A 24117-nucleotide genomic window follows, 5' to 3' on the forward strand; every position below is an offset into this window, starting at 1 on the left:
CCCCGGCCCGCACACCCGATCGGAGGGGAACAGGCTACGACCCGGTGCCGCGGGCGACCAGGACCGCCGGGAGGTGGGTGGCGGATAGACTGCCCGGGCCGATCGTGAGCTCGTTGGCGCCGTCGACCAGAGGCGCACTGAGGAGTCGACGTGGCACATCCGCGAGCCTCCCGCGCGGTGGTCCCGGGCACCGGTCCGGCCCCCCGGCCCCGGGCCCGCGTCCCCCTCGCCGTCGCGACCCCGGCCTGACGGATGGAGATCGAGCGGCAGCTGATCGCCGACGCGCTCCCGGCCTACGACGTCGGGGGCGTGCTCGGGCAGGGCGGTTTCGGGGTGGTCCTGGCCGGCCGCCACCGCCAGCTCGACCGCAGGGTGGCCATCAAGCAGCTGTCCAGGACGGTGGCGGCCGACGTGGCGGTCCGTCGGCGGTTCGCGGCCGAGGCGCGGGTGCTCGCCTCGCTCGACCACCCGCACGTCGTCCCCGTCTACGACTTCGTCGAGCGGGAGGACCTCTGCCTGCTGGTGATGGAGCTGCTCCCCGGGGGCACGTTGCGGGACCGGTCCACGACCACCGGGTTCACCGCCCCGCACGCCGTCGCGGTCTCCCTGGCCTGCGCCGCCGGGCTCAACGCCGCGCACGAGCGCGGGGTGCTGCACCGGGACGTGAAGCCGGAGAACATGCTCTTCGCCGCGAGCGGCGCCATCAAGGTCACCGACTTCGGGATCGCCAAGGTGGTCGGTGGCACGGAGACGCTCCTGACCCGCGCCGGAGAGGTGGTCGGCACCCCGGCCTACATGGCACCCGAGCAGGTGCGCGGGGGCGAACTGTCGCCGGCGACCGACGTCTACGCGCTGGCCACCATGACCTACGAGCTGCTCTCCGGCGTCCTCCCGTTCACCGCCGACGGCAACGCCATGTCGCTGCTGTTCAAGCACGTCCACGAGCCGCCCATCCCGCTCGGGGACGTGGCCCCCGGGGTGCCCACCCCGGTGGCGGAGGTGGTGATGCACGGGTTGGCCACCGACCCCGCGGAGCGCTTCGCCAGCGCGGTGTCGTTCGGGACGGCGCTGGCCGAGGCGGGCACGGAGGCGTGGGGGTGGGGCTGGCTCTCCGCTGACGGCATGCCGGTCGTGTCGGGCGCGGAGCGCATCGTCGCCCCCACCCGGGGCTCGACCATCCCGTCCGACCGGCCCGCGGGCACCTCCGGTCCTCGGCCACCGGGGGGCGGCGGTGCGGCGCCGACGGTCGCAGGACGGCACGGGCAGGGGCGGGTCCCGGCCGGTGCGGACCCCGCGGAGGCACCCGGCCGCGGCGCGCCCACGGGCGTCCCCGCCGCGACGCCGACACCACCGCCGTCGTCGCCCGTCCCCGGAGCCGCGGGAGGGGAGACCGTCGCGGCAGCCGGGAGCCCGGCACCGGACGCGGAGGCGGCCGGACGCCACCGGCCCCCCAGGAAGCGGTGGGTCGGTGTGGTCATCGCACTCGCCGTGGTCCTGCTGCTGGTCGCGGCGGTCCTGCTGGTCCCGAGGCTGTTCACGGTCTACGTCGCCCCGGCGGGAGGCTGGTTGCCGCTGGTGCTGGACTTGCTGGGCAGGGCGACCTGACGCCGGGCCGCACGTCGGTCGACCAGCTCTCCACCGGAGGTGCTACGCCCGGTCGGGCGCTGGAGGACCCGCTCCTCGCAGGTTCGGGGCGGTGCCCTGACGGGGCCGGTGCGACACGCCGGGGCGGACTTGACCCCGGCGTGTGAGCGGAGTCACAGTGGAGGCCGGGCGGGGGCAGCCGGCAACGAGTGGCCTCCCACTGCTGGGAGGACCGACCAACGCGGCCAGACCGTCAGGACCGGCCCCCCGCCCCTCATCTCGAGCGGCTCCCCGTCAGCCGGTGACGTTGCGGCGCATCCGCTCCAGCGTCGCCGCGACCCGGGCGAGGTCGTCCGCGTCGAGGCCGGCGCGCAGCTGCTCGTCGTGCGCCCGCGCGGCGTCCCGCAACCGGTCGAACAGCTGCAGGCCGGCGGCGGTCAGCGCCACGCGGTGCACCCTCCGGTTGCCGGGGTCGCGGCTCCGGGCGACCAGGCCTGCCGCCTCCATCGCGTCGAGCTGCTGGGTCAGCGTGGCCGCGCGGACGCCGAGCGCATCGGCCAGCTCCCGCTGACTGGCGACCGCCCCGGGGCGCAGCGCCACCAGGACCAGCCAGACGGCGCGCGACCCACCGGCCGCCGTCAGCCGCGCGTCGAACGCCCGGCTGACCTCCCGGGCCACCCGGTCCAGGAGCAGCCCGATCGGCGGGCCGCCGGGAGGCCGCGGCACGGCCGCACCCTACCAAGAACGACAGGGTCCTGACCTTTCGGTACCTAACCTTCTGGCGTAGCGTCGGAGCCGCCCGACCCTCCCCCAGGAGGCGCGCGATGACCGCGATCCCGACAGCTCCCGCCGTCCGGCTGCGGCTGGGCCGCTCCGCCCGCCGCGTGGTCCTGCTGGTCCACCTGACCGCCTCGCTCGGGTGGTTCGGCGCCGACGTCGTCCTCGGGGTGCTCGCGGTGACCGGGTTCGTCTCGGACGACCCCGCGCGCGTGGCGGCCTGCTACACGGCGCTGGACGTCTTCGCCGTCCCGGTCCTGCTGACCCTGGGCCTGACCAGCCTCGCGTCGGGGCTGGTGCTCGGGCTGGCCAGCCGCTGGGGCGTCGTCCGCACCCGCTGGGTGCTGGTCAAGCTGGTGGTCAACCTGGTGCTGGTCGCCCTGGTGCCCGTGCTGCTCCGGCCCCGGCTGGCCGAGGTGGCGCAGCAGGTGCGCCGGGTCGACGTCGGGCTGGTTGAGCGGCTCGGGCGGATCCCCGTGGACCTGCTGTTCCCGGCCTTCGTGTCCGGCACCGCGCTGCTCGTCGCCTCGGTCCTCGCCATCTGGAAGCCGTGGGGGCCGACCCGCCGCCGGTGACCGGCGACGCCGGCCGTGACCATGGAGCTGTTGCCGCTGCCGGCGGCGCGTCCGCGCGGGTCGCCTGCGACAAGCCCATGAGCAACTCGAGGGGGAGGTCGCGGTGGAGCGGCCAGCGGCGGGCGCGCCGTCGGCAGGTCCGCGGCGGCAGGACCCGGGAAGAGAACAGCGGCCCCGTCCCGGAGGACGGAGCCGCTGTGCTGTCTCAACCAGACGTGCACCCGAAGGGATTCGAACCCCTAACCTTCTGATCCGTAGTCAGATGCTCTATCCGTTGAGCTACGGGTGCGTGCTCTTCAGTTGTCGTGCGCGGAGGCTCCGGGATTTGAACCCGGGATGGGGATTAACCCAAACCGCATTAGCAGTGCGGCGCCATAGACCGGACTAGGCGAAGCCTCCCGGGGTCCGAGTCCCCCCGGAACCACCGAGGAGAGAGACTACCAGCGCCACGGGAGGCCGTCCGCCGGGGGTCCCCGCCGCCGGCGGAGAGCCTCAGGCGGCGACGGGCTCGGACACCCGCTCCCCGGCCGGACGGCGGCCCGGCACCAGCGTCACCAGCACCGCGAGGGCGGCCCCGGCGACGGCGAGCAGCAGGCTGCCGCTGACCCCGGCCCGGCTCTCGATCAGCGCACCGCCGAGCGCGGCCCCGACCGCCGAGGCGCCGGTGGCCATCGTCGACAGCCAGGTGAAGGCCTCGGTGGTGGCGTGCGCCGGGGCGATCGCGCCCACCAGCGAGTTCTGCACCGTCAGCGTCGGGGCGATCGCCGTCCCGCCCAGGAACAGCAGCGCGCCGAGCACCCACGGGTCGGACGCCGCGGCCAGCGGGGCCAGGCCGATCGTCACGCCGAGCAGCAGCCAGCGGTACTGCCGCGGCAGCGAGGCGCTGACCACCCGGGCGCCGAACCACAGCCCGCCGGCCACCGACCCCAGCGACCACAGGGCCAGCAGGACGCCGGACATCCCGGGCGCCCCGGCGGCGTCGGCGAACGCGGGGACCGCGACCTCGAGCGCACCGAAGCCGAGCATCAGCGCCGAGCCGCTGCCCAGCACCCGCGGCATGCCGGGGGCGAGCACCGTGGCGAACGGGCTGGCCCGGTGCGCCACCGGCACCGAGACCCAGCCGCGCATGGCGCCCGAGACCGCGATGCCGAGTGCACCGGCCACGGCCAGCGCCCCGGCCACTGCCAGCGCCCACGCCGGGGCGGCCAGCACGGCGAGCGCGGCGACGAGGGTGGGGCCGGCCACGAAGACCAGCTCGGTCGCGGTGGCGTCGAGGGCGTACGCCGTGCCGCGCACCCGCGGGTCGACCCGGGACCACAGCGCGCGCACCGCGCCGGACACCAGCGGCGTCCCGGCGCCCGCGGCGGCCGAGGCGGCGACGATCGCCGCCGTCGGGGCGCCTCCGAGGACGGCGGCCACGAGCAGGGTCAGCAGCAGCGGGTACGCCGCGGCCTGGGCCACCAGCACCGGGCGCGGGCTGCGGCGGTCGGCCAGCCGGCCGAGCACCGGCGCCATCCCGGCCATCGCCAGGCCGTAGGTGGCCGCCGCGAGACCGGCGACGGCGTAGGAGCCGGTCTGCTGCTGCACCATGAGCAGCAGTGCGAGCGGGACCATGGCCGACGGGAGACGGCCGGCGAAACCGGCGACGAGCAGCACCGGAGCGGACGGCAGACGCCAGACGGACAGGTACGCACGCACGACGGACTCACTTCTGGTAGCACGCGGAACGGGAAGAGTAGGGGGTCAAACACCGTTGACTCCCTACACGCTACGGACGACGACGTAGGGGGTCAAGTGCGTTACACCACCTACGGCGTGTCGACGGCACCTCAGCGGTAGGGGATTCCATGGACTACGACACCTACGGGTCCACAGCGGTCGAGCTGGCCATCGACCTGGCCAACGCCGACCGGGACGCCGGGCCGGACTGGGCCACGGCGTTCCTGCGCGCCCACGACGAGTGGTTCTCGCCCGGCAGCGTCCTCGACCTCTCCCCCGACGAGACCGGCCAGGCGGCCACGACCGCCGACCTGGTCCGCGCCGTCGCCGTCGCCCAGTCCGAGGGCGAGGTCATGGACCGGCTCAACGCGCTGCTCGCGCTGGCCCACCCGAAGCCCTACGCCACCGACCACGACGGCGCGTTGCACCTGCACTACGCGCGTCCCGACGCGCCACTGCTCGAGCAGCTGACGACGACGGTGGCGATGGGCCTGTCCCAGGTCGTCGTCCAGCACGGCTGGCAGCGGATCGGCGTCTGCTCGGCCGAGGGCTGCGACGACGTCTACGTCGACACCTCGCGCAACGCCAGCCGCCGGTACTGCTCCAACACCTGCGCCAGCCGCTCGACGGTCGCCGCCTACCGGGCCCGCCGCAAGGCCTGAGGGGAGCCGCGCGTGACGTCCTGGAACGGCCACCCCTCAGAGGCCCCGCCCCGAGCCTGCGAGGCGTGGGGGAAGGGTGGTCCTTCCACTAGCGTCGGTGCATGCGGGGTGCCCGGCACTGGGACGCGCGCCTGCACTCCCTGGTCGGCGGGCTGCCGGACACCCCGGCCGACGTCTGGCTGCGCCGGCTCACCACCGCCGCCGACCACGGCCGCCTGTGGATGGCCGTCGGCACCCTGCTGGCCCTCCGCCGCGGGGCGCTGCGCCGGGGCGCGGTCCGCGGGCTGGCCTCGATGGCGGTCTCCAGCGGGGTGGTCAACTCCGCGCTCAAGCCGGTGTTCGGCCGCCGTCGTCCCGACCTCGGCGCGCACCCGGTGCACCGCCTGCTGCGCGAGGTGCTGACCACGCACTCCTTCCCCAGCGGGCACTCCTCGTCGGCCGGGGCGTTCGTCACCGGCGTCGCGCTGGAGTGCCCGGCGGCGGGGGTCGCGCTCGCGCCGCTGGCGGTCGCCGTGGGCTACTCGCGGGTGCACGTCGGCGTGCACTACCCGGGGGACGTCGTCGTCGGCCTGGCCGTCGGCGCGGCGGTCGCCGTGGGCGGCCGGCACTGGTGGCCGGTGCGGCCGGTGGCCCCCGCCCGGGTGCGCCCGGCGCGCTCGACCCCGGCGCTGCCCGGCGGCGAGGGCCTGGTCGTCGCGGTGAACCCGCGGTCGGGCCCCGCGGACTACCACCCGGCCGGGGAGGTCCGCCGGCTGCTGCCCCGCGCCGAGGTCCTCGAGCAGACCGCGGGGACGACGATCGGCGGTCTGCTGGAGGAGGCGGTCCGCTCCGGCCGGGCACGGGCGCTCGGCGTGGCCGGCGGCGACGGCAGCGTCGCCGCCGCCGCGGCCGTGGCGGTCGCCTCCGGCCTGCCGCTGGCGGTGCTGCCCGCCGGCACGCTCAACCACTTCGCCCGGGACGTCGGCGTGCGCACCCTCGAGGCCGCGGCCGACGCCGTGGTGTCCGGCCAGGCGGTCGAGGTCGACGTCGCCGAGGTCAACGGGACGCCGTTCCTCAACACCGCCAGCATCGGCAGCTACCCGGAGGTGGTCCGCCGCCGCGACGCGCTGGCCGGGCGGCTGGGCCGGTGGACGGCGATGACGGTGGCCGTGGCGCAGACGCTGCGCCGTGGGACGCCGGTGTCGCTGCTGCTCGACGGGCGGCCGTTGTCGGTGTGGATCCTCTTCGTGGGCAACGGCCGCTACACCCCGCGCGGACTGGCCCTCGCCTGGCGGTCGCGCCTGGACGACGGGCTGCTCGACGTCCAGTACCTGCGCGCCGACGTCCCGTTCAGCCGGACCCGCGCCGTCCTCGGCTCCCTCCTGGGCCTGAGCCCTCACGTCTCCGGCTACGCCCAGGGCCAGGCACGGGAGGTGCGGGTGGTGTCCCGGTCGGGCCCGCAGGCGGTGGCCTACGACGGCGAGACCGGGGGGCCGGCCACCGAGTTCGTCTTCGCCAAGCACGGGACGCTGACGGTCTACTGCTGCCGCGACCGTTGACCCAGCGGAGTGGCGGCGATCTCACTACGGTCCGAGCAGGGGTGTCCCGGCGCGCGCCGGGGCACTGAGCCGACCGAAGTCCCCGAGCCGAAACGAGGTCACCCATGTTGGTCCGCCGGATCGCCCGGCCGTTGCTCGCGTCGTCGTTCGTCTACGGCGGCATCGACACCCTGCGCAACCCGCAGAGCCGGGTGCCGGGTGCCGCGCCGGTCGTCGAGCAGATCACCGCCGCGGCCGACCAGCAGCTGCCGGTCCAGGTGCCCCGCGACGTCGAGCAGTGGGTCAAGATCGACGCCGGCGTCAAGGTCGCCGCCGGCTCGCTGCTGGCGCTGGGCAAGCTGCCTCGCCTGTCGGCGCTGGCCCTCTCGGCCAGCATCATCCCGACCACGCTGGCCGGGCACCGCTTCTGGGAGCACGACGACCCCAAGGAGCGCTTCGGGCAGACCTCGCACTTCCTCAAGAACCTGGGCCTGCTCGGCGGGCTGCTGATCGCCGCCGTCGACACCGAGGGCAGGCCGTCGGTCGGCTACCGCGCCCGCCGCGCCGCGACCAAGGCCGCCGACAGCACCGAGAAGAGCCTGGAGAGGGCGCAGAAGCGGGCTGCCAGGGCCCAGCGGAAGGCCGAGAGGCAGTACAAGAAGGCCTCCCGCTGAGCGATCCGCTCCCGCCCGCGGCCGCGCTCCGGAGGATCGCCTTCCTCCTGGAGCGCGCCCGCGAGCCCACGCACCGCGTCTCGGCCTTCCGCACCGCCGCGGCCGTCGTCGACGCCCTCGGGCCCGAGGAGCTCGACCGGCGGATCCGGACCAGGACGCTGACCGACCTGCGCGGCATCGGGCCCAAGACGGGTGCGGCGATCGTGCAGGCGCACGCCGGCGAGGTGCCCGAGTACCTGGCCCGCCTCGAGGAGGCCCACGGCGAGCTACTGCCGCCGGCCGACGACGTCGCGGAGTTCCGGTCGCTGCTGCGCGGCGACCTGCACGTGCACTCGGACTGGTCCGACGGCGGCAGCCCGATCCGCGAGATGGCGGAGGCGGCGATCGGGCTGGGTCACGAGTACATGGCGCTGACCGACCACTCGCCCCGGCTGACCGTCGCCAACGGGCTGTCCGCCGAGCGGCTGGAGCGGCAGCTGGACGTCGTCGCCGCGCTGAACGAGGAGCTCGCCCCCTTCCGGATCCTCACCGGCATCGAGTGCGACATCAACGTCGACGGCAGCCTCGACCAGACCGACGAGCTGCTCGGGCGGCTGGACGTCGTCGTCGCCAGCGTGCACTCCGACCTGCGCGCGGACTCCGCGGCGATGACCGAGCGGATGCTGACCGCGGTCGCCGACCCGCACACCGACGTCCTCGGGCACTGCACCGGCCGGCTGCTGGTCCCCCGCGAGCAGCGGGAGGGTCGACGCCAGCGGCCGCGCCCGGAGAGCGCCTTCGACGCCGAGGCCGTGTTCTCGGCCTGCGTCGAGCACGGCACCGCCGTGGAGATCAACTCCCGGCCCGAACGGCTGGACCCGCCGCTGCGGCTGCTCACCCTCGCCGTCGACCTCGGCTGCGAGTTCGCCGTCGACACCGACGCGCACGCCCCCGGCCAGCTCGACTGGCAGGGCAACGGCTGCGAGCGGGCGGTCGAGTGCGGCGTCCCGCCCGAGCGGGTCGTCAACACCCGCACCGCCGACGACCTCCTCGCCTGGACCGCAGGCTGAGCGAGGTCGCTCACGAGTCGACCGCCCGGTCGGGGCCCACCCCCCCGCTGCCCGACCCGTGCGCGGTACTCCCGGACCAGGACCTGCAGCTCGGTGAGCGACTCACCCGGAGCGGCATCGCCGGCCAGCGCCGCGGTGCCGCGGAGGACGGGTCCCCTCGGCTGCGGACTCGGCCGTCGCGGCACCGGCCCCGCGACGGCCGGAGCGGGCCCACCCGTCGGGAACCGGCGCAGGGCGCGGCTCGGCGACCGGCGCGGGGCGCGGCTGTGGCACGGGGACGGGAGCCGGCGCCGGGGCCGTCCGGCGGCGCGGCACGAGCCGGGGACGGCGGCCGGCGCCCAGGTCCTCGAGCCAGCCCAGCAGCACCACCGCCGCGAGCAGCAGCACCCAGCTCGCGGCGTACTGCAGCAGGGCACCCTGCGTCGTGGCGGTGTGGAACCGGGCCAGGGGCGTGAGCGCCAGCGCGGGCGGGGTGAGCACGATGACGACGTCCACCCACAGCAACGCCGTCAGCGTGCGGCCGTGGAACAGCGACAACACCGGTCGCAGGCCGCGGGCCCGCTCCAGCCACCGCAGCCACGGGTCGAGCCGGAGCAGCACCAGCACGCCGCCCAGGGAGAACAGCGTGGTGGCGAGCGGGTTCGCCACCAGCGCGTAGGTGCCGTGCAGGTCCTGCTGCCACAGCGCGAGGCCGATCCCGGCGGCGACGCACAGCCCTCCGCCGAGGAGCGCGACGTCCCCCGGCACCCGCCGCAGCCGGCCGTCGTGGTGGGCGAAGCCGAGCAGCCAGCACCCGGTGTAGGCGCAGAGACCGAGGACGACGTCGGCGGTGTGCCCGACCGGGTTCGCGATCCCGATGGCGACCAGGACCACGGTCAGCAGCGGCAGCGTCATGAGCCGCAGCAGCCAGCGGCGGGAGAGCCACAGCAGCGGCGGGGTCAGCAGCACCAGCCACAGGGCGACCTGCACGAACCCCAGGGCCCCGACCAGGCCGGAACCCCCCGTGGGCACCGGCGGGTCGACGAGGGGCAGCAGCCACCGCCACCCGGTGCTCCAGGTCAGGGGCTCCGAGCCGGCGTCCGGGTCCCACCGCCAGCCCTCGACGACCATGACCGTGACCGCCGTGGCGGCGAACGCCCAGAACGGGACGAGCAGCGCCGGACCGGCACACCGCAGGTGGGCACGGGTGGAGCCGACCGCGTCCAGCCGGGCTGCGGCGGCGGCGCCACCGGCGGCGAACAGGACGCCGAGGGCGGGGAAGGCCACCGACAGCCACGGTCTGGGGAAGGTCTCGGCCGTGAGGACCCACCCCAGCGCGACGAACACGAGCAGCTTGACGTAGGTGCTCTCCCGACGCCTCACGGCTACCTCTCCCCCCGGGTTGCCTCTGCCACGGACGTCCAGACGTGCGGGTCCTCCCCGCCGAGCTGCCAGACGGCGATCCCGCGCAGCCCCGACGCGACGGCGACGTCCTGCTTGGCGGCGAGCGAGCGCGCGTCCTCGAACCACACGGTGTGCTGCTGACCCGCATCGGCGTAGCCGAAGGTCCAGGCGGCGGCCGCCGGGTCCCACCGGGGTTCGGCACCCACCCGCTCGGCGAGCGCGACGGCGTCGGTGGCCTGCAGGGTGCTGCCCCGGTCCGCGACCCAGTCGTAGCCGTAGGTGGCCACGCCGAGCATCAGCTTGTGCCGGGGGACGCGTTCGACGGCGTAGGCGACGACGTCCTCCACCCAGTCGGTCGGCGCGACCGGGCCGGGCGGGCTGCCGCTCCAGGAGTGGTCGTAGGTCATGACCCGCACCTGGTCGGCGATCTGCCCGATCAGCTGGTAGCTGTACGCGAGGGCGCCGGGCGTCTCCTCCGCGTCCCGGGCCGGGACCGCCACGGTCAGCAGCAGGCCGTGCGCGTGCAGGTCGTCGCGCAGCGCTGCGAGGAACTGCGTGAACGACGGCCCGGCGGTCGGCGGCAGGGCCTCGTAGTCGACGTCGACGCCGTCCCAGCCGTTGGCCAGCGCCACGTCGACCAGGGCGCGCCGGTGGTCGGCGGCAGCCACCGGGTCGGCGAGCACCCGGGCGACCGCCTCCCCCTGCCACTGCTCGTCGGCGAAGTTCTGCACGGCCGGGATGACCACGACGCCGTCGCCGGCGGCGGCCAGCCGGTCGACCACCTCGGCCGGCGGCGGGGTGAGGGCGAGCGTCCCGTCGGGCCGCACGGTGGCCCAGGTCGGGCTCACCTCGGTCAGAGCGCCGGCGTCCAGTGCCGAGTCGAGCGAGGCCGGCGCCCGCTGGTCCCAGACCGGCAGCCACGCCGCGGCCACGAGCCGCTCCGGCCGGTCCGGCGTCCCGGGCCGGAGGACGGCGACGGCGGCCACCGCGACCAGGACGGCGACGACCGCGAGCAGGAGCGCCCGCCGCCGTCTCACGGCCGCACCCCCACCGGCTCCACGGGCGCCGGGACCACGGGCTCGTCCACGTGCGCCGTGCGGGCCAGCTTGTTCCAGCCGAGCCGCACCCCCCGCAGCGCCGTCCCCAGCGACGCGTAGAGCAGGTAGGCCCGCAGCGGCTCGTAGATGAACCGGTACAGCGGCACGATCAGCAGGTGCGCCGGCCGCTCCCGGAGCAGGACGACCGCGACCACGGCCGAGACGCCGTACACCAGCGCGAAGAGGCCGAAGTAGCCGAGGACCGGCAGCGGTCCCTGCTCGGCGAGCATCTGCACGAGGACGACGGCGACCAGCGGGGTGAACACCATCGGTGTCACCACCGCGAGCACCGCCATCGGCATGACCAGCATCCCGAGCCAGCCGTGGCGCGGGCGCAGCAGCATGTTCCGGTGCCGCCAGACGGCCTGCAGCGTGCCGTACATCCAGCGCACCCGCTGACGCAGCAGCGCGTCCACGGTCTCCGGGGCCTCGGTGAGGGCGACCGCCTCGTCGGCCTGCTCCACCCGCCAGCCGTACTGGTGGAGCATCAGGGTCAGGTCGCAGTCCTCGGCCAGGGTGGCGTCGCTGTACCCGCCGACCTCCAGGACGGCGGCGGTGCGCCAGGCGGCACAGGCCCCGGGGATGACCATCACCGCGTTCACCAGCGCGGCGGCGGAGCGGTCGACGCCGATCTGGGTGACGTACTCGAGCGCCTGCCACCGGGTGACGAGGTTGCGGGCGTGGTTGCCGACCTTGACCACGCCGGCCACGGCCCCGACGTCCGGCCGGTGGAAGCGCGCCACGAGGGCGCCCACCGCGCCCGGTGTCAGCAGCGTGTCGGCGTCGATGGTGACGACGAAGGGCTGGTCGGCGGCCGCGAAGCCCTGGTTGAGGGCCGACCACTTGCCGCCGTTGGGCTGCCGGATCAGCCGGACCCGGGGGTCGCGGCGGGCCACCTCGAGGACCCGGTCGGCCGTCGCGTCGGTGCTGCCGTCGTCGACCACGATCACCTGCTCGACCGGGTAGTCCGAGGCGAGGACCGTCCCCAGGGTCCGGCCGATCACCAGCTCCTCGTTGTAGGCCGCGATCAGCACCGCGACCGGCGGTCGCGCCGACGTCGTCCGTCGGCCGACCAGATGTGCCCGCAGCAGCGCGAGCGCGGTGTTGAGCAGACCGAAGCCGAGCATCGTGGCGACGGCCACGACGAACAGGACCGCCAGCAGCGAGTCCGGCCAGACGAACAGCGCCGTGACCAGGTGGGTGGCCAGGTGGTCCCAGGCCGTCGCCTCGACCGCGCCGGTGCGCGCCCGCAGGTCGGCCGACACCTGCGGCATGGAGTGGAACGTGTACCCCGCGGCCCGGGCCTGGCCGATCAGCCGTTCGACGTAGGCCAGCGTGAGGGAGCGGTCGGTCCCGCCCGCGTCGTGCAGCAGGACGGTGATGTCGTCCTGCTCGCCGAGCGGCGGCAGGGGGATCTCGCCGGTCCGCTCCCCGGAGGCGTAGGCCCAGTCGTGCGGGTCGAAGTCGTGCGAGACCACGGCATAGCCCAGTCGCTGGGCCCGCAGGATGCCCGGCACGTCGTCCCGCATGGACTCCTCGTCCTCACCCTCGTAGGGCAGGCGGAAGTAGGACGCGTACCGACCGGTCTGCGCCCGCATGATGCGGTCGGCCAGGGCGATCTCGACCTGCTCGCGGAACGCCGTCGAGGTGTTGACGTCGATGTGGGTCAGCGAGTGGTTGCCGAGCGCGTGACCCTCCCGCACGATCCGCCGCATGATCTCCGGGTGGCGGACCATCTGGTCGCCGGTGACGAAGAAGGTCGCCTGGACCCCGTGCTCGCTGAGCAGGTCGAGCAGGCGCGGGGTGTACACCGGGTGCGGGCCGTCGTCGAAGGTCAGCGAGACCGTCCGCTGGGCGGTCGTGTCGTAGCCGTAGCGCTGGAGCGCGTAGCCCGCCGGCCCGGCCTTCGCGGCGTCCTCGGGCGAGAGCCGGGTGACGACCTGGCCGTCGAACGGGTCCTGCCCGTAGGTCTGCCCGCCGGCCCGGAGCAGCCGGACGACGCGGACGAGCGGGCCCTCGCCGACCACCCGCGGCTCACCGACCTTGAGCACCGTGGGTCCGTCCGGGACGGACGCCCCGGCGAGCGCAGGCACGGCGACGACGTTCGGCACCACGACGGCGGCCGACCCGCCGAGGACGACGAGGAGGGTCAGGAGGACGGCGCGCAGGCGTCGCCAGCGCCGTCCGGAGGGGTTGGCGAAGACGGGGGTCGAGGTGTGTCCGGGCAGGGGCAGACGTCTGGAGGATGAGTGACGACCCATGGCGAGAGTCCCTCGTGTGCGACGGGCAGACAGGGGGCGGCGGACCCGGTGCAGGTGGCCTGGGCGCGGCGGGAGAGCCGGCAGGGCCGTGCGTCAGCCGGGGTGGCCGGGCGTACCGGCGGTGGCGCCGGCGCTTCCGAGGACGGCGGGACCCGCGGGCGGCACCGCCCACGACGGGACCAGGTCCGCGACGACCGACCCACAGGGACGGGGCGTCCTGGAGCGGGTGGAGGACGGGCAGGTGTGCCCGCGTCCGCCTGGCCCGCCCGGAGCGGCCGGCGTCGGCTCGGCAGCCGCGGCCGGGATGCGGCCCAGGAACGGCGGGACGGGGCGCTCCGGACGATGCCGGGACCGCTGGGACGTCTGCGCCGACGGGCTCCGGAGGCGCAGGCTCCCGGGGGTCGTCCGCGGCGGGTCGGGCGCCCGCGTCGCCGCCGGTGTCCCCCGTGGGCGCAGCAGCCCCGTGCCGGAGACCCGCGAGGCGACCGGCAGCACGTGCTGCAGCCACGAGCCCCGGAACCGCGGGACCACCGGAGTGCGCAGGCCGGAGCCTGTCACTGCACGCATGACACACCTGTTCTGCACGTCGCTCCCCCCGTGGCCGCATCCGCCTGAGCGGTGGTGCGGTCAGCGACGGGCACTGGGTCCCGTCAGCAGGAGAGCAAGATCCCGTTCGGGCGTGCAGGGGACAACCGCCTCCCGCGCGACCCGCACCGGCCCTGGGCGTGTGTGACACAGCGTGACCACACATGCGGAACTGAGTCAGGTCATCCGGCAGCCCCGACCGGATCGACGAGCTGCTCGGGCGGCTGCTGGTCCCCCGCGAGCAGCGGGGGGGAACGACGCCAGCGACCCCGTCCGGAGAGCGCCTCCGACGCCGAGCACGGCACCGCGGGGGAGATCGACTCCCGGCGCGCGCGAGTCGCCCCGGCGCTAGACGGTCAGCGCCGCCTGCGCCTGCCAGCCCTCCCACGCCGAGGCCACCATCTCCTCGATCCCGTGGACCGCCGTCCAGCCGAGCTCCCGCCGGATCAGCTCGGCCGAGGCCACCACCCGCGCCGGGTCGCCGGCACGGCGCGGGGCGACCACGGGCTCGGACCACGGCTGGTCCGCGGTGCCGGTGACCCGCCGGATGGTCTCGACCACCTCCCGCACCGAGACCCCGTCGCCGCGGCCGATGTTCGCCGTCAGCGCCTCGATCCGCCCCTCGACCAGCGCGGCCGCGGCCGCGACGTGCGCCGAGGCGACGTCGGCGACGTGCACGAAGTCGCGGACGCAGGTGCCGTCGGGGGTGTCGTAGTCGTCGCCGAACACCTGCGGCGGCCGCCGGGCGACCAGCTGCCGGAACACCAGCGGCACGAGGTTGGCCGTGCCGCGGTCGGCCAGCGCCGGGTCGGCGGCGCCCGCGACGTTGAAGTAGCGCAGGGCGGCGTAGCGCAGTCCGGTGGCCGGGGCGACGTCGGCCAGCATCTGCTCGCCGATCAGCTTGGTCCGCCCGTACGGGTTCACCGGCAGGCACGCGGTGCCCTCGTCGACCAGGTCGACGTCCGGGGCGCCGTAGACCGCGGCGCTGGAGGAGAAGACGAACCGCGTCACGCCCGCGCCCGTGACCGCCTCGAGCAGGGCGCGCAGCCCCTCGACGTTCTCCCGGTAGTACCGCAGCGGCTGCCGGACCGACTCCTCCACCTGCTTCCTCGCCGCGAGGTGCACCACGCCGCGCACCCCGTGCTCGTGCACGGTGCGGACCACGGTCTCGCCGTCGGCGACGTCGGCCGGCACGAGGGGGACGTCACCGACGCGCTCCCGGACACCCGAGGAGAGGTCGTCGAGCACGACGACGTCCTCGCCCGCCGCGCGCATGGCCGCGACGACGTGCGACCCGATGTAGCCGGCTCCGCCGGTGACCAGCCACGTCATGCAGACCCCGGCCTCTCGCTCGTCCTCGGGCGGGCGCAGCCCGGCGTCCCACCCTAGGGCGGCGACGTCCCCGCCCCGGGCCGGTCTCGCGGCCCCGTGTCCGCGAGACCGGCCCCGGCCCACCGCCCGGAGGGGTGCACCGGCACCGGCTCCTCCGGGAGGTCGACCCGTCGTCCGTGGCCGCGCGGCATCGCGGGCCGCGGCACCTCGCCCGCGCCCCGGCGACCACGTCGTCCCCAGGCGGCCGGGGCGACCACGTCGTCCCCAGGCGGCCGGGGCGACCACCGGACAGCGTCCCTCCGGCCACCGCGGGCACCGATCTCAAGCCGGCGGGAGCGCACCGGCGCCACTCGGCCGTCGACCGTTCTCCACCGCTCGCCGCGCCCCGCCCGACAGCCGGGCGACGAGCTCCTCGAGCGGCCCCCGAGCGTGGTGGTGGCTCCACACCAGGGCGAAGGTCACCACCACGGCGGACTGGAGGAGGAACCCCCACGCACCCCCGGGGAGATCAGGGGAGCTCAGCAGCAACAGGTGGAGGCTGTACAGCGTCAGGGTCATGCTCCCCGCAGCTGCCAGCGGCCGGAGGGGAGCCGTGGTGACGCGGCCCACGAGGATGCAGACCCCCACCACCACCAACCCGACGCCGATCGTGTACGCGAGGTCGAACGGGGTGCTGGAGTGCGCCAGGGTCGTCGCCAGCCACCACGGGGTGTCCGGCGGCGTGACCCCGCTCGCGCCCTCCCGCAGGAACCCCGCGAACTCCTCCTGGCTCATGGACTGCAGGGCGACCGACTCCAGACGCGCCCGCCCGCCGAAGACGTCGAGCAGCAACCAGGAGACCGTGCGCGCGGCCACGGCGAGACCGACCCCGACCAGCACGATGATCAGGACGGTGCGGCGCGAGGTCAGCAGTGCACGCCCCACGGCCAGACCGGCGCAGAGGTAGGCCATCCACGGCAACGCGGGATAGACGCCGGTGAGGGCCAGTTCCCGCAGTGCGTGGAGCGGGTCGTCGACCAGTGCGCCGAGGGTCGGGTTCGGCACGGGGTCCACCAGCTCCGTGCCGGCGCGGAGCACGTGGCTCAGCAGGGGCATCGCCACGGCGACCGTCGCGGCCAGCCCCACGAGAGTGCGGGTGGACAGGGACAGCACGGGGACGGCCAGCAGGAACAGCACCGCGTAGTAGGGCAGGATGACCGACGCGAGGTCGGCCGGCACCACGTAGCCCAGCAGGAGGCCCACCGCGCCGATCACGAGGGCGCGGACGAGCAGCGAGGCCGCCTCGGCGGTCCACCGGCGTCCCGTCGGACGGCGTCGGCCACCGCTGGCGAAGGCGATCCCCACACCTGCCAGGAGCGCGAAGAGTGCGGCCGACTTCCCGGCGGCCACGCTCCACGCCAGGGACAACTCCCCGTCCTCGTCCGTGGCCGTGTAGTTGTGCACCGCCATCATGCCGACGAGGGCGACACCCCGGGCGGCGTCGATGCCGACCAGGCGGGCGCGCGGACGCCCGTCCGCCTGCGTGCCCGGGATCGCCGGCGTGCCGGGGACGTCCCCCGAGGCGGCCGGGTCGCAGGCGTGGCGGAGCGGCGTGGCCCCGCGGGTCGCGGCGTCCCCCGGGACGGCCTCGCCGGACGGGGCGGGGGCCTCCCGCTGCGGCACCTGCGGGCCGGCCGTCATCGCTGCGCCCCCGTCACGGCGGAGCCGGTCAGGCCCCGGCGTCCGTTCCGTGCCGGCGGTGGCGGCGACGCACGGTTGACCTTCTGCGCCGGGATGCCGCACCAGGTCGTGCCCGCCGGGAGCACCTCGCCCTTCATCGCCAGCGACATCGCGGACAGGGTGGCGTCCTCCTCCACGACGGAGCCGTAGAGGACGACGGCCTTGTCCCCCACGCTGGCGCGGTCGCGCAGCGTGACGTGGTCCATCTTCATGACGCGGTCCTCAAAGAGGTGGGTCTGCAGCGACGCGTTCGCGCCCACCGAGACGTCGTCCCCGATGGTCACGAGGTCGAACTCGGTGAGGTAGGTGGTGCCGAGCAGGCTCCGTCGGCCCACCCGGGCGCCGAACAGCCTGAGCGCGGCCCCGAGCACCGGGGTGCCGGTGAGGAAGGTGAGCAGGGCCGGCACCGCCGCCGCCTCGTAGATCCCCGTGACGAACTCCGTCCGGCGGACGAAGCCGCTCCACAGCGGTCGCACCCGGGGCCGGTACCGGCCGACGACGAGCCACTTGAGCGCAGCCACGAAGAGGAGGACGCCGACGCTGGACGCCAGCGCCACCACGGGGGCGAGCAGGACGGTCGCCACGGTGCCCCACGAGACGGCCAGCGAGGACAGGCCGTACAGCGTGGCGAACATGGCGACGGCGAGCAGGGAGCTCGGCAGCACGATCCGGAGGAACTCGATCGCGTACCGAGCGCGGACCTGCCGCCGGGACGGGGTGAACGTCTCCGCCTCGGTGAAGTCCTCGAACAGCTCCCGGCGCGGCAGGTAGAAGGGCGGCGAGCCCAGCCACGACGTCCCGGCCTCCACCCCGGAGGGCGGCGGGACGCTGCGGACACCGATCAGCGACCCGTTCCCCATGACCGTGCCCGACGGGACGTACGCGGCGTTCCCGACGAAGGCACGGGACCCGATCTCGGTGGACCGGAAGGCCACGTGGCCGTTGGCGTACGCCGCGCTCCCGACGGTGGCCATGTCGGCGACGAAGCAGCCCTCACCCAGGGTCAGCAGGTCGGGGTCGATGTGGGAGATCGTCGAGACCTCGGCGCCCGTGCCGACCCTGGTCCCCAGCGCTCGCAGCCAGAGGGGTGTGTAGAGCGTGGAGTACATCGTGTTGTTCAGCAGCAGGCTCAGCTCGAGGAGCTTGTCGCCGAGCCACTTCTCGAGGCCGAGCTGGGAACGGAGGTGGTGCACACCCTCCGGGGTCGCCGGCAGGACCAGGCGGCGGGCACCCAGGATCAGCGTGCACGAGGAGGCCACGAACAGCGGGCCCGAGAGTGCGGCGGCGAGCAGCGCGACCGCCGTCCCGGAGGTCAGCAGGGCCCACCAGACGACCGCCACCACCGGCAGCATGATCAGGAACGGCAGCAGCTCGAGCAGCAGGACGCCACCGACGAAGCCGGCCAGGAGCGCGCGCGACCAGGTCCGCGGAGCGGCCGCGCAACTGGCCATCAGCTCGACGACCGGGTCGACGGCCTCCGGTGCCGGTCGAGCCGGGGAGCCGGCCCAGGTCTCCCCCTCCGGGATCGTCTGCCCGGACTGGAGCAGCGACTGCTCGCGGAGGATGGCGGAGGCGCCCACCTCCGACCCGCACTCCAGCACGCACTCGGACCCGACCACCGCTCCGGCGCCGACCGTGACGGGGGCAATGGAGAGGACCCCCTCGGCCACCCGGTGGCCGTGCAGCTGCGTGCCGTAGCCGACGGTGGCCCCGGTGTGCACCCGCAGGAGCGCAGGCAGCGAGATGGCGGCCGTCCCGACGTGGGACTCGTCGTCCACCTGGGCGCCGGCCAGCCGCAGGTAGGTCGCCGCCCACGGGGAGCCGCTGAGCACGGTCAGCGGCGAGATCGTCATGAGCTTCTCGAGCGTCCACACGCGCAGGTGCGCGGCGCCCCAGAGCGGGTGGTCGCCGACCGCCAGTCCGCGGGAGAGCAGCCGGGAGCCGACGACCGGCAGCACCCACCGCGTCAGGAGGTAGACGGTCGGCAGCGCGATCGCCAGCTGGACGACCATGGCGAGCGAGGGCTGACCGTCGTTCAGCCCGTAGACGAGCGCGACCGGCCACAGGAACAGCAGGACGACGGCGACGAGAACGGATGCCTGCGCGAACCCGAACCCGACGACACGCGCGGTGGACGGCGGCGCGGGTCGCGGCGCGTGGAGCGGGAGCCCCTCGGCGTCCGGCTGGGCACTGACACCGGCCTCGAGGAAGGCCGCCAGGGCCCGCACCGTGGGATGCCGGTAGAAGTCCAGGATGGACAGGCCGGCGCCCAGGTCGCTCTCCCGCATCGCGGAGACGACGTTCGCCGCGACGAGGGAGTGCCCGCCCAGCGCGTCGAAGAAGTCGGCGTCCACCGAGACGGAGCCCGGGGGCAGCCGGAGGGTCTCCTCCCACACGCCGGCGATCCACGCCTCCGCCGGCGTGGTCGGCGGCAGGTACTCCTGGTCGGAGCGGATGAGCCGGGGACGACTCGGCTCGGGCAGCCGGCCGCGGTCGGCCTTGCCGCTGGGCAGCATCGGGATGGCGCCGACCACGTCCAGGTAGGCCGGCACCATGTACGGCGGCATCTGGTGGGTCAGGCGCTGGTGGAGCTCGTCGATGACCTCGTCGGCCCGGTCGCCCGACGGGTCCACCGCGGAGCCGTCCCGCAGGACGACGTATCCCGCGAGCTCCCCGCCGGTGTCGGGGGACGGCAGGAGCGTCACCACCGCCCCGGTCACCTCGTCGTGCTCGAGGAGGACGCTCTCGATCTCCTGCAGGTCCACGCGGTGGCCCCGCACCTTGACCTCGCTGTCCGCGCGGCCCAGGTACTCCAGCTCGCCGTCGGGCAGGAAGCGGCCCAGGTCGCCGGTGCGGTAGATGCGCTCGCCGGGGATGCCGCGGGGATCGGGGATGAAGCGGTCGGCGGTCAGGTCGGGCCGGTTCACGTAGCCGACGGCCACCCCGGGCCCGCCGACGCAGATCTCCCCGACGCCTCCAGCCGGGACCGGCTGCCGGTCGTCGTCCAGGAGCACCACCCGGTAGGTCGGCAACGGGCGGCCGATGGTCACCGGCTTCCCCGGCCGGAGCTCGGCCATCGTGCACGTGACGGTGGTCTCGGTGGGCCCGTACGTGTTGAGGATCCGGCGGCCCGGTCCCCAGCGGTCGACCAGCTCGCGGGGGCACGCCTCGCCGCCGACGTTCACCGTGCGGATCCGGGGGAGGAGACGGTCGAGCGTCGCCAGCACGGTGGGGACGCAGTAGATCATCGTGATCTCGTGCTCTTCGAGGAAGTCCGCCAGCCCGGAGCCCACCCGGCGGCCGTCGGTCGGACCGGCCACCACGGTGGCGCCCACGGCCCAGGTGGGCCAGATCTCCTCGATCGAGAAGTCGAAGGCGATGGTCATGCCCTGGTAGACGCGGTCGGAGGACTCCACCCCGTACAGCGAGGGCACGATGCCGATGAAGTTGCAGATGCTCGACTGGCCGACCGCCACGCCCTTGGGGCGGCCACTCGAGCCCGACGTGTAGATGATGTAGCAGACCGGGTCACCGTCGGTCCCGACGGCCGGACGCGTGCTCGGCTGCATCGCCAGCTGCGGCCGCTCCTCGTCGAGGTGGAGGCGGTCGCACGGCAGGGCGGCGGTCGACGCGGCGAAGTCCGTCGTGGTCACCACCAGGTCGAGGGCGGAGTCCTCGGCGATGTACAGCAGCCGGTCGGCCGGCGCCGCCGGGTCGATGGGGACGAAGGTCGCCTCCGTCTTGGTGATCCCGAGCAGGGTCACGTAGGTGTCCACCGAGCGGTTGAGCAGGATGCCGACCCGTGACCCGGCCCGGATGTCCCGGCTCATCAGCAGGTTGGCCAGCCGGTTGGCGCGCTGGTCCAGGTCCGCGTACGAGATCCGCTCGCCGTCGCACTCCAGGGCGACGGCGGCCGGCCGGCGGTCACAGGACAGCTCGAAGTAGCGGCTCAGCCGCGAGCACCGTGCGCCGGGGCCGCCGAGCTCCTCGACGAGGTTGTCGTGGAAGCGGTATGCGGTCGGGCTGCTCTGGGCCCGCTGACCACCCGGCGGAGCGAGGGGCTCCCCGCGGTCTCCCGCGAACAAGGAGAAGAAGTCGAGGTCTTCCTGGCGCGACGTCATCGCTTCACTTCCTGTTGTCGGCGGGGATCGACCCGGGGAGCACGACGAGCTCGTGGGCGCTCGGGGGTCTGCGGTTCGAGCCCGTCCTGGCGTCGGCCGTCGCCGTCGCGGTGTCCAGGACGGCGGGCAGGGCGGCGGGGACGACATCGACGGGCGCGTCGGTCGGCTCCGGGGACGGCTCCGGCGGCACCGGCGGAGTCCGCCCGGGAACCGGGCCGGACAGCTCTCCCGTGCGGCTCACCGTGCGGCCTCCGCGTTGCCGGTCGCAGCCGGGCTCGCGCCGTCGACCGCCGGGAGGACCATCGTGCCGGTGCCCTCGGTGGTGAACATCTCCAGCAGCAGGGCGTGCGGGGTGCGCCCGTCGACGACGGTGGCCCGCTTCACCCCGCCCTCGACCGCCCGCAGGCAGGCGGCCATCTTCGGCACCATCCCCGAGTCCAGCGTCGGCAGGACCCCGGCCAGCTCGCGGGTGTCGATCTTCTGGACCAGGGAGTCGCGGTCGGGCCAGTCGGCGTAGAGCCCCTCGACGTCGGTCAGGACGACGAGCTTCACCGCCCCCAGCGCCACGGCCAGCGCCGCGGCGGCGGTGTCGGCGTTGAGGTTGTGCACCCGCCCGCTCGCATCCGGTCCCACCGTGGAGACCACGGGGATGTGCCCCGCCTCCAGCAGCGTGGTGACCGGCGTGGGGTCGACCGCGACCACGTCGCCGACCAGGCCGACGTCCACCGGCCGGCCCTGCACCATCGCGTGCGTGCGGGCGGCGGTGAACAACCCGCCGTCCTCCCCCGACAGGCCCACCGCGCGCCCGCCGTGCTCGTTGATCAGGCCCACCACCTCAGGGCCCACCTGGCCGACGAGCACCATGCGGACGACCTCGATCGTCTCCTCGGTGGTCACCCGCAGGCCGCCGCGGAACTCGCTGGGGACGCCGAGCCGGTCGAGCATCGCGGTGACCTGCGGGCCGCCGCCGTGCACGACCACGGGCAGGATGCCGCAGGTCCGCAGGAAGACCATGTCCTCGGCGAAGGCCCGGCGGCACTCCTCGTCCACCATCGCGTGGCCGCCGTACTTCACCACCACCACGTTCCCGTGGAACTCCTTGAGCCACGGCAACGCCCCGGTCAGGACCGCGACCTTCCGCCGGTCTCCCTCCGGGTCGTGGGTGCGCATCACCCGCGTGGTGCCGATCCGCCGGCGGGGCCGCGGCGTCGGGAGCGTGCGGTCCATCCGGGGGGTCGTGGCGAGGTTCTCTGTGACGTGTTGTGTCATGTCGAGTACACCGAGTTCTCGTAGACGTCTGCGAGGGGGCGGGTCGCGGGTCCGGGAGGTGTCCTCCAGGAGCCGCGGTCGAGGTCAGCGCACGACCGGTGGTCCGGCATCGGGCATCAACCCCGGCCGTCGCGCAGGCCGACGAGGGATCGCCTCCAGGCGACCTCGTGCTGCATCTGACCGGTGCGCTGGAAGAGCCGGACCTGGTGCGTGCCGGCCAGCACGCGGGCGAGGGCGTCGCGGTCGACGGGCTCGAAGCCCAGCCGTCGCCAGAAGGCCCCGCGGTGGCGGCTGAACAACCACGCCTGACGAGCGCCCTCCTCGGCCGCCCGCTCCAGCGTGAAGGCGGCCAGCCGCAGACCCAGGCCCTCGCCCCGCCGGGACGCATCGACGGCGACACTGCGGATCAGCGCCTGCCGACCGTCCTCCGACAGCTCGTACCCGGCGGAGCCCTGCACCTGTCCCGTTGCGTCGCGCAGCACCCACAGCCGCACGGCCGGGTCCCGGAGGCCGCTGCCCGTGAGGTCGGCGCGGGTCAGGAACCGGAGCAGGTCGGGGACGTCCGTCGGGGTGAGCGGGCGGAGCGCCTCCTCGAACCGGGCGCCGCGGCCGTCGACCGGCAGAGCCCGGTCCGGCAGCGGACCGTGCTCGAGCGCGTCGACCGTGGCGGGGAGCACCGGCTGGCCGGCGGTACCGACGAGGACGGCGCCGCCGGCCGGGGCGTGCCTGGTCGGGGTCCGGAGCTGCGCGCGTCGCCGTCGGCGGTCAGCCGGTGGAGCGCCTGCGGCGTCGGCGGGGTCGGCCGCGACAGCAGCGACCGTCGGGGTCAGGGATGGCCTCATGGCTGGGGTCCTCGGATCACGTGGGCATGCAGGCGTGTGTGGGTTCGTGGCACCGCAGGAGTGGCGGCATGCCAGAGACCGGCTGCCGCTCAGCACGCCCGTGGACGGGCGTGGCGGATCAGCCGGGAGTAAGGGGGATCAGTCGGGGCGGCAGCCCGGGTCGTCAGCACCGCCGACGACCGATCCGGCGACGCCGGAGCACACCAGGACGGCGGCACCGAGGGACGGTGCCGCCAGGGCGGCAGGCAGGACCGCCACCGGGAGGCCGAACGCGTTCTCGCTCCCCGGACCGGACGAGGCCGAGGACGCGTGCGCGCCCGTCACCGGCCCGCTCGGCGCGATCGGTGACGGCGGGGGCGGGGCCAGGGGAGCGGGCATCGGCGGCGCCGGGGCCGACGGCGGAGCGGCCGGGACCTCATCGGCGTCGACGACGGCCGTGGGCGCGGACGCCCCTGGAGCGGGATCGCCCCGGTCGGCCGAGGACGGGAGCCCACGGGGCGAGACGGCGGCACTCCCCTGCACCGGCGCACCACCGGCAGCCTGGTTTCGGAGCGCATCCCGGAGGACCGACGGCGTCGGGGCAGGCGGAGGGGCCGGGGCGGTGACGGTCTCCGGCCCGAGGTCGGCGCCCTCGGCGCCTGTGGCCTCGGGGACCGTGACCTCGGTGTCCGGGGTGGGCGTGGCCGTCGCCGCCGGGGGCGCCACGGCGTGGGCCGTGGGAACCGGCGCACTCCCTGCCGCCGCGGTCACGGAGACGACCGTTGCGGTCGTCGCGGTCCCGGGCGTGGTCGTCGCGGGCGTCGTCGTCCTCGGCTCCGCCGGCGCGGGGGTCGCGGTCCCGGGCGTCGTCGTCCCGGGCGTGGTCGTCGCGGGCGTGGTCGTCCCGGGCGTCGTCGTCCTCGGGTCCGCCGGCGCGGGGGTCGCGGTCCCGGGCGTGGTCGTCCCGGGCGT

Annotated in this window: 18 protein-coding genes and 2 tRNA genes; 7 read left to right on the forward strand and 13 right to left on the reverse strand. The window is 75.2% G+C overall.

The window, feature by feature from the left end; genetic code table 11:
- The first annotated feature begins 252 nt into the window (after positions 1–252).
- Entirely contained in the window at positions 253–1605 is a 1353-nt protein-coding gene (locus tag BLS21_RS13685; RefSeq protein ID WP_091219103.1) for a serine/threonine-protein kinase, read from the forward strand.
- Between the two features lie 273 nt (positions 1606–1878).
- Here the strand turns inward: BLS21_RS13685 and BLS21_RS13690 are convergent, their stop codons facing one another.
- Positions 1879–2310 carry a MarR family winged helix-turn-helix transcriptional regulator gene (locus BLS21_RS13690; protein ID WP_091219107.1) on the reverse strand — a complete coding sequence of 144 codons (432 nt, stop codon included), beginning with the start codon at positions 2308–2310 and terminating at the stop codon, positions 1879–1881.
- A 98-nt stretch (positions 2311–2408) separates the two neighbouring features.
- Between BLS21_RS13690 and BLS21_RS13695 the strand changes: the two genes are divergently transcribed.
- Positions 2409–2936 carry a hypothetical protein gene (locus BLS21_RS13695; protein ID WP_091219110.1) on the forward strand — a complete coding sequence of 176 codons (528 nt, stop codon included), beginning with the start codon at positions 2409–2411 and terminating at the stop codon, positions 2934–2936.
- A 216-nt stretch (positions 2937–3152) separates the two neighbouring features.
- On the opposite strand, the gene BLS21_RS13700 is transcribed toward BLS21_RS13695, so the two are convergent.
- From BLS21_RS13700 to BLS21_RS13710, 3 genes are all read right to left on the reverse strand, one after another.
- Positions 3153–3225: transfer RNA gene (locus BLS21_RS13700), tRNA-Arg, on the reverse strand.
- Positions 3226–3246: 21 nt separating this feature from the next.
- Positions 3247–3335: transfer RNA gene (locus BLS21_RS13705), tRNA-Ser, on the reverse strand.
- 93 nt (positions 3336–3428) lie between these two features.
- Positions 3429–4634 (reverse strand): MFS transporter, encoded by a 1206-nt coding sequence (locus BLS21_RS13710; RefSeq protein ID WP_091219113.1) that lies wholly within the window; start codon positions 4632–4634, stop codon positions 3429–3431.
- Between the two features lie 149 nt (positions 4635–4783).
- On the opposite strand from BLS21_RS13710, the gene BLS21_RS13715 reads away from it, so the two are divergent.
- The 4 genes from BLS21_RS13715 to BLS21_RS13730 all read left to right on the forward strand — a co-directional run bounded on the left by BLS21_RS13715 (position 4784) and on the right by BLS21_RS13730 (position 8557).
- Complete coding sequence (locus BLS21_RS13715; RefSeq protein ID WP_091219115.1) at positions 4784–5317, forward strand: CGNR zinc finger domain-containing protein; 534 nt, start codon at positions 4784–4786, stop codon at positions 5315–5317.
- A 101-nt stretch (positions 5318–5418) separates the two neighbouring features.
- A complete protein-coding gene (locus tag BLS21_RS13720; protein ID WP_091219118.1) occupies positions 5419–6855 on the forward strand; it encodes a bifunctional phosphatase PAP2/diacylglycerol kinase family protein in 1437 nt (478 codons plus the stop codon).
- A 104-nt stretch (positions 6856–6959) separates the two neighbouring features.
- Positions 6960–7508: a DoxX family protein gene (locus tag BLS21_RS13725; RefSeq protein ID WP_091219121.1), complete on the forward strand. Its 549-nt coding sequence runs from the start codon at positions 6960–6962 to the stop codon at positions 7506–7508.
- On the forward strand, positions 7505–8557 hold the full coding sequence (locus BLS21_RS13730) for a PHP domain-containing protein (RefSeq protein WP_091219243.1): 1053 nt from the start codon (positions 7505–7507) through the stop codon (positions 8555–8557). Before BLS21_RS13725 ends, BLS21_RS13730 begins: the two co-directional genes overlap by 4 nt.
- Before the next feature lie 102 nt (positions 8558–8659).
- On the opposite strand, the gene BLS21_RS13735 is transcribed toward BLS21_RS13730, so the two are convergent.
- The 9 genes from BLS21_RS13735 to BLS21_RS13775 form a co-directional block, all read right to left on the reverse strand.
- Complete coding sequence (locus BLS21_RS13735) at positions 8660–9919, reverse strand: hypothetical protein (RefSeq protein WP_091219124.1); 1260 nt, start codon at positions 9917–9919, stop codon at positions 8660–8662.
- Between the two features lie 2 nt (positions 9920–9921).
- A complete protein-coding gene (locus tag BLS21_RS13740; protein ID WP_139177113.1) occupies positions 9922–10977 on the reverse strand; it encodes a glycosyl hydrolase family 18 protein in 1056 nt (351 codons plus the stop codon).
- The gene (locus BLS21_RS13745; protein ID WP_091219127.1) at positions 10974–13298 is read right to left on the reverse strand and encodes a bifunctional polysaccharide deacetylase/glycosyltransferase family 2 protein; all 2325 of its coding nucleotides are present in this window, start codon (positions 13296–13298) and stop codon (positions 10974–10976) included. Before BLS21_RS13745 ends, BLS21_RS13740 begins: the two co-directional genes overlap by 4 nt.
- A 933-nt stretch (positions 13299–14231) precedes the next feature.
- Positions 14232–15215 (reverse strand): UDP-glucose 4-epimerase GalE, encoded by a 984-nt coding sequence (gene galE, locus BLS21_RS13750; RefSeq protein ID WP_091219128.1) that lies wholly within the window; start codon positions 15213–15215, stop codon positions 14232–14234.
- Between the two features lie 321 nt (positions 15216–15536).
- Positions 15537–16895, reverse strand: a complete 1359-nt coding sequence (locus BLS21_RS13755) for a heparan-alpha-glucosaminide N-acetyltransferase domain-containing protein (protein WP_091219131.1) — start codon at positions 16893–16895, stop codon at positions 15537–15539.
- On the reverse strand, positions 16892–21055 hold the full coding sequence (locus tag BLS21_RS13760) for a Pls/PosA family non-ribosomal peptide synthetase (RefSeq protein WP_091219134.1): 4164 nt from the start codon (positions 21053–21055) through the stop codon (positions 16892–16894). The genes BLS21_RS13755 and BLS21_RS13760 overlap by 4 nt, the downstream gene beginning before the upstream one ends.
- A gap of 4 nt (positions 21056–21059) precedes the next feature.
- On the reverse strand, positions 21060–21296 hold the full coding sequence (locus tag BLS21_RS13765) for a hypothetical protein (protein WP_139177115.1): 237 nt from the start codon (positions 21294–21296) through the stop codon (positions 21060–21062).
- Positions 21293–22282, reverse strand: coding sequence for an acetylglutamate kinase (argB, locus tag BLS21_RS13770; RefSeq protein ID WP_245700402.1), 990 nt, complete (start codon positions 22280–22282; stop codon positions 21293–21295). Before argB ends, BLS21_RS13765 begins: the two co-directional genes overlap by 4 nt.
- Positions 22283–22440: 158 nt before the next feature.
- Complete coding sequence (locus BLS21_RS13775; RefSeq protein WP_217636123.1) at positions 22441–23166, reverse strand: GNAT family N-acetyltransferase; 726 nt, start codon at positions 23164–23166, stop codon at positions 22441–22443.
- 655 nt (positions 23167–23821) lie between these two features.
- On the opposite strand from BLS21_RS13775, the gene BLS21_RS25165 reads away from it, so the two are divergent.
- On the forward strand, positions 23822–24117 hold a 296-nt coding region (locus BLS21_RS25165; protein ID WP_217636124.1), incomplete at its 3' end, for a hypothetical protein.

The organism is Geodermatophilus siccatus, from assembly GCF_900103785.1.
Classification (GTDB): domain Bacteria; phylum Actinomycetota; class Actinomycetes; order Mycobacteriales; family Geodermatophilaceae; genus Geodermatophilus; species Geodermatophilus siccatus.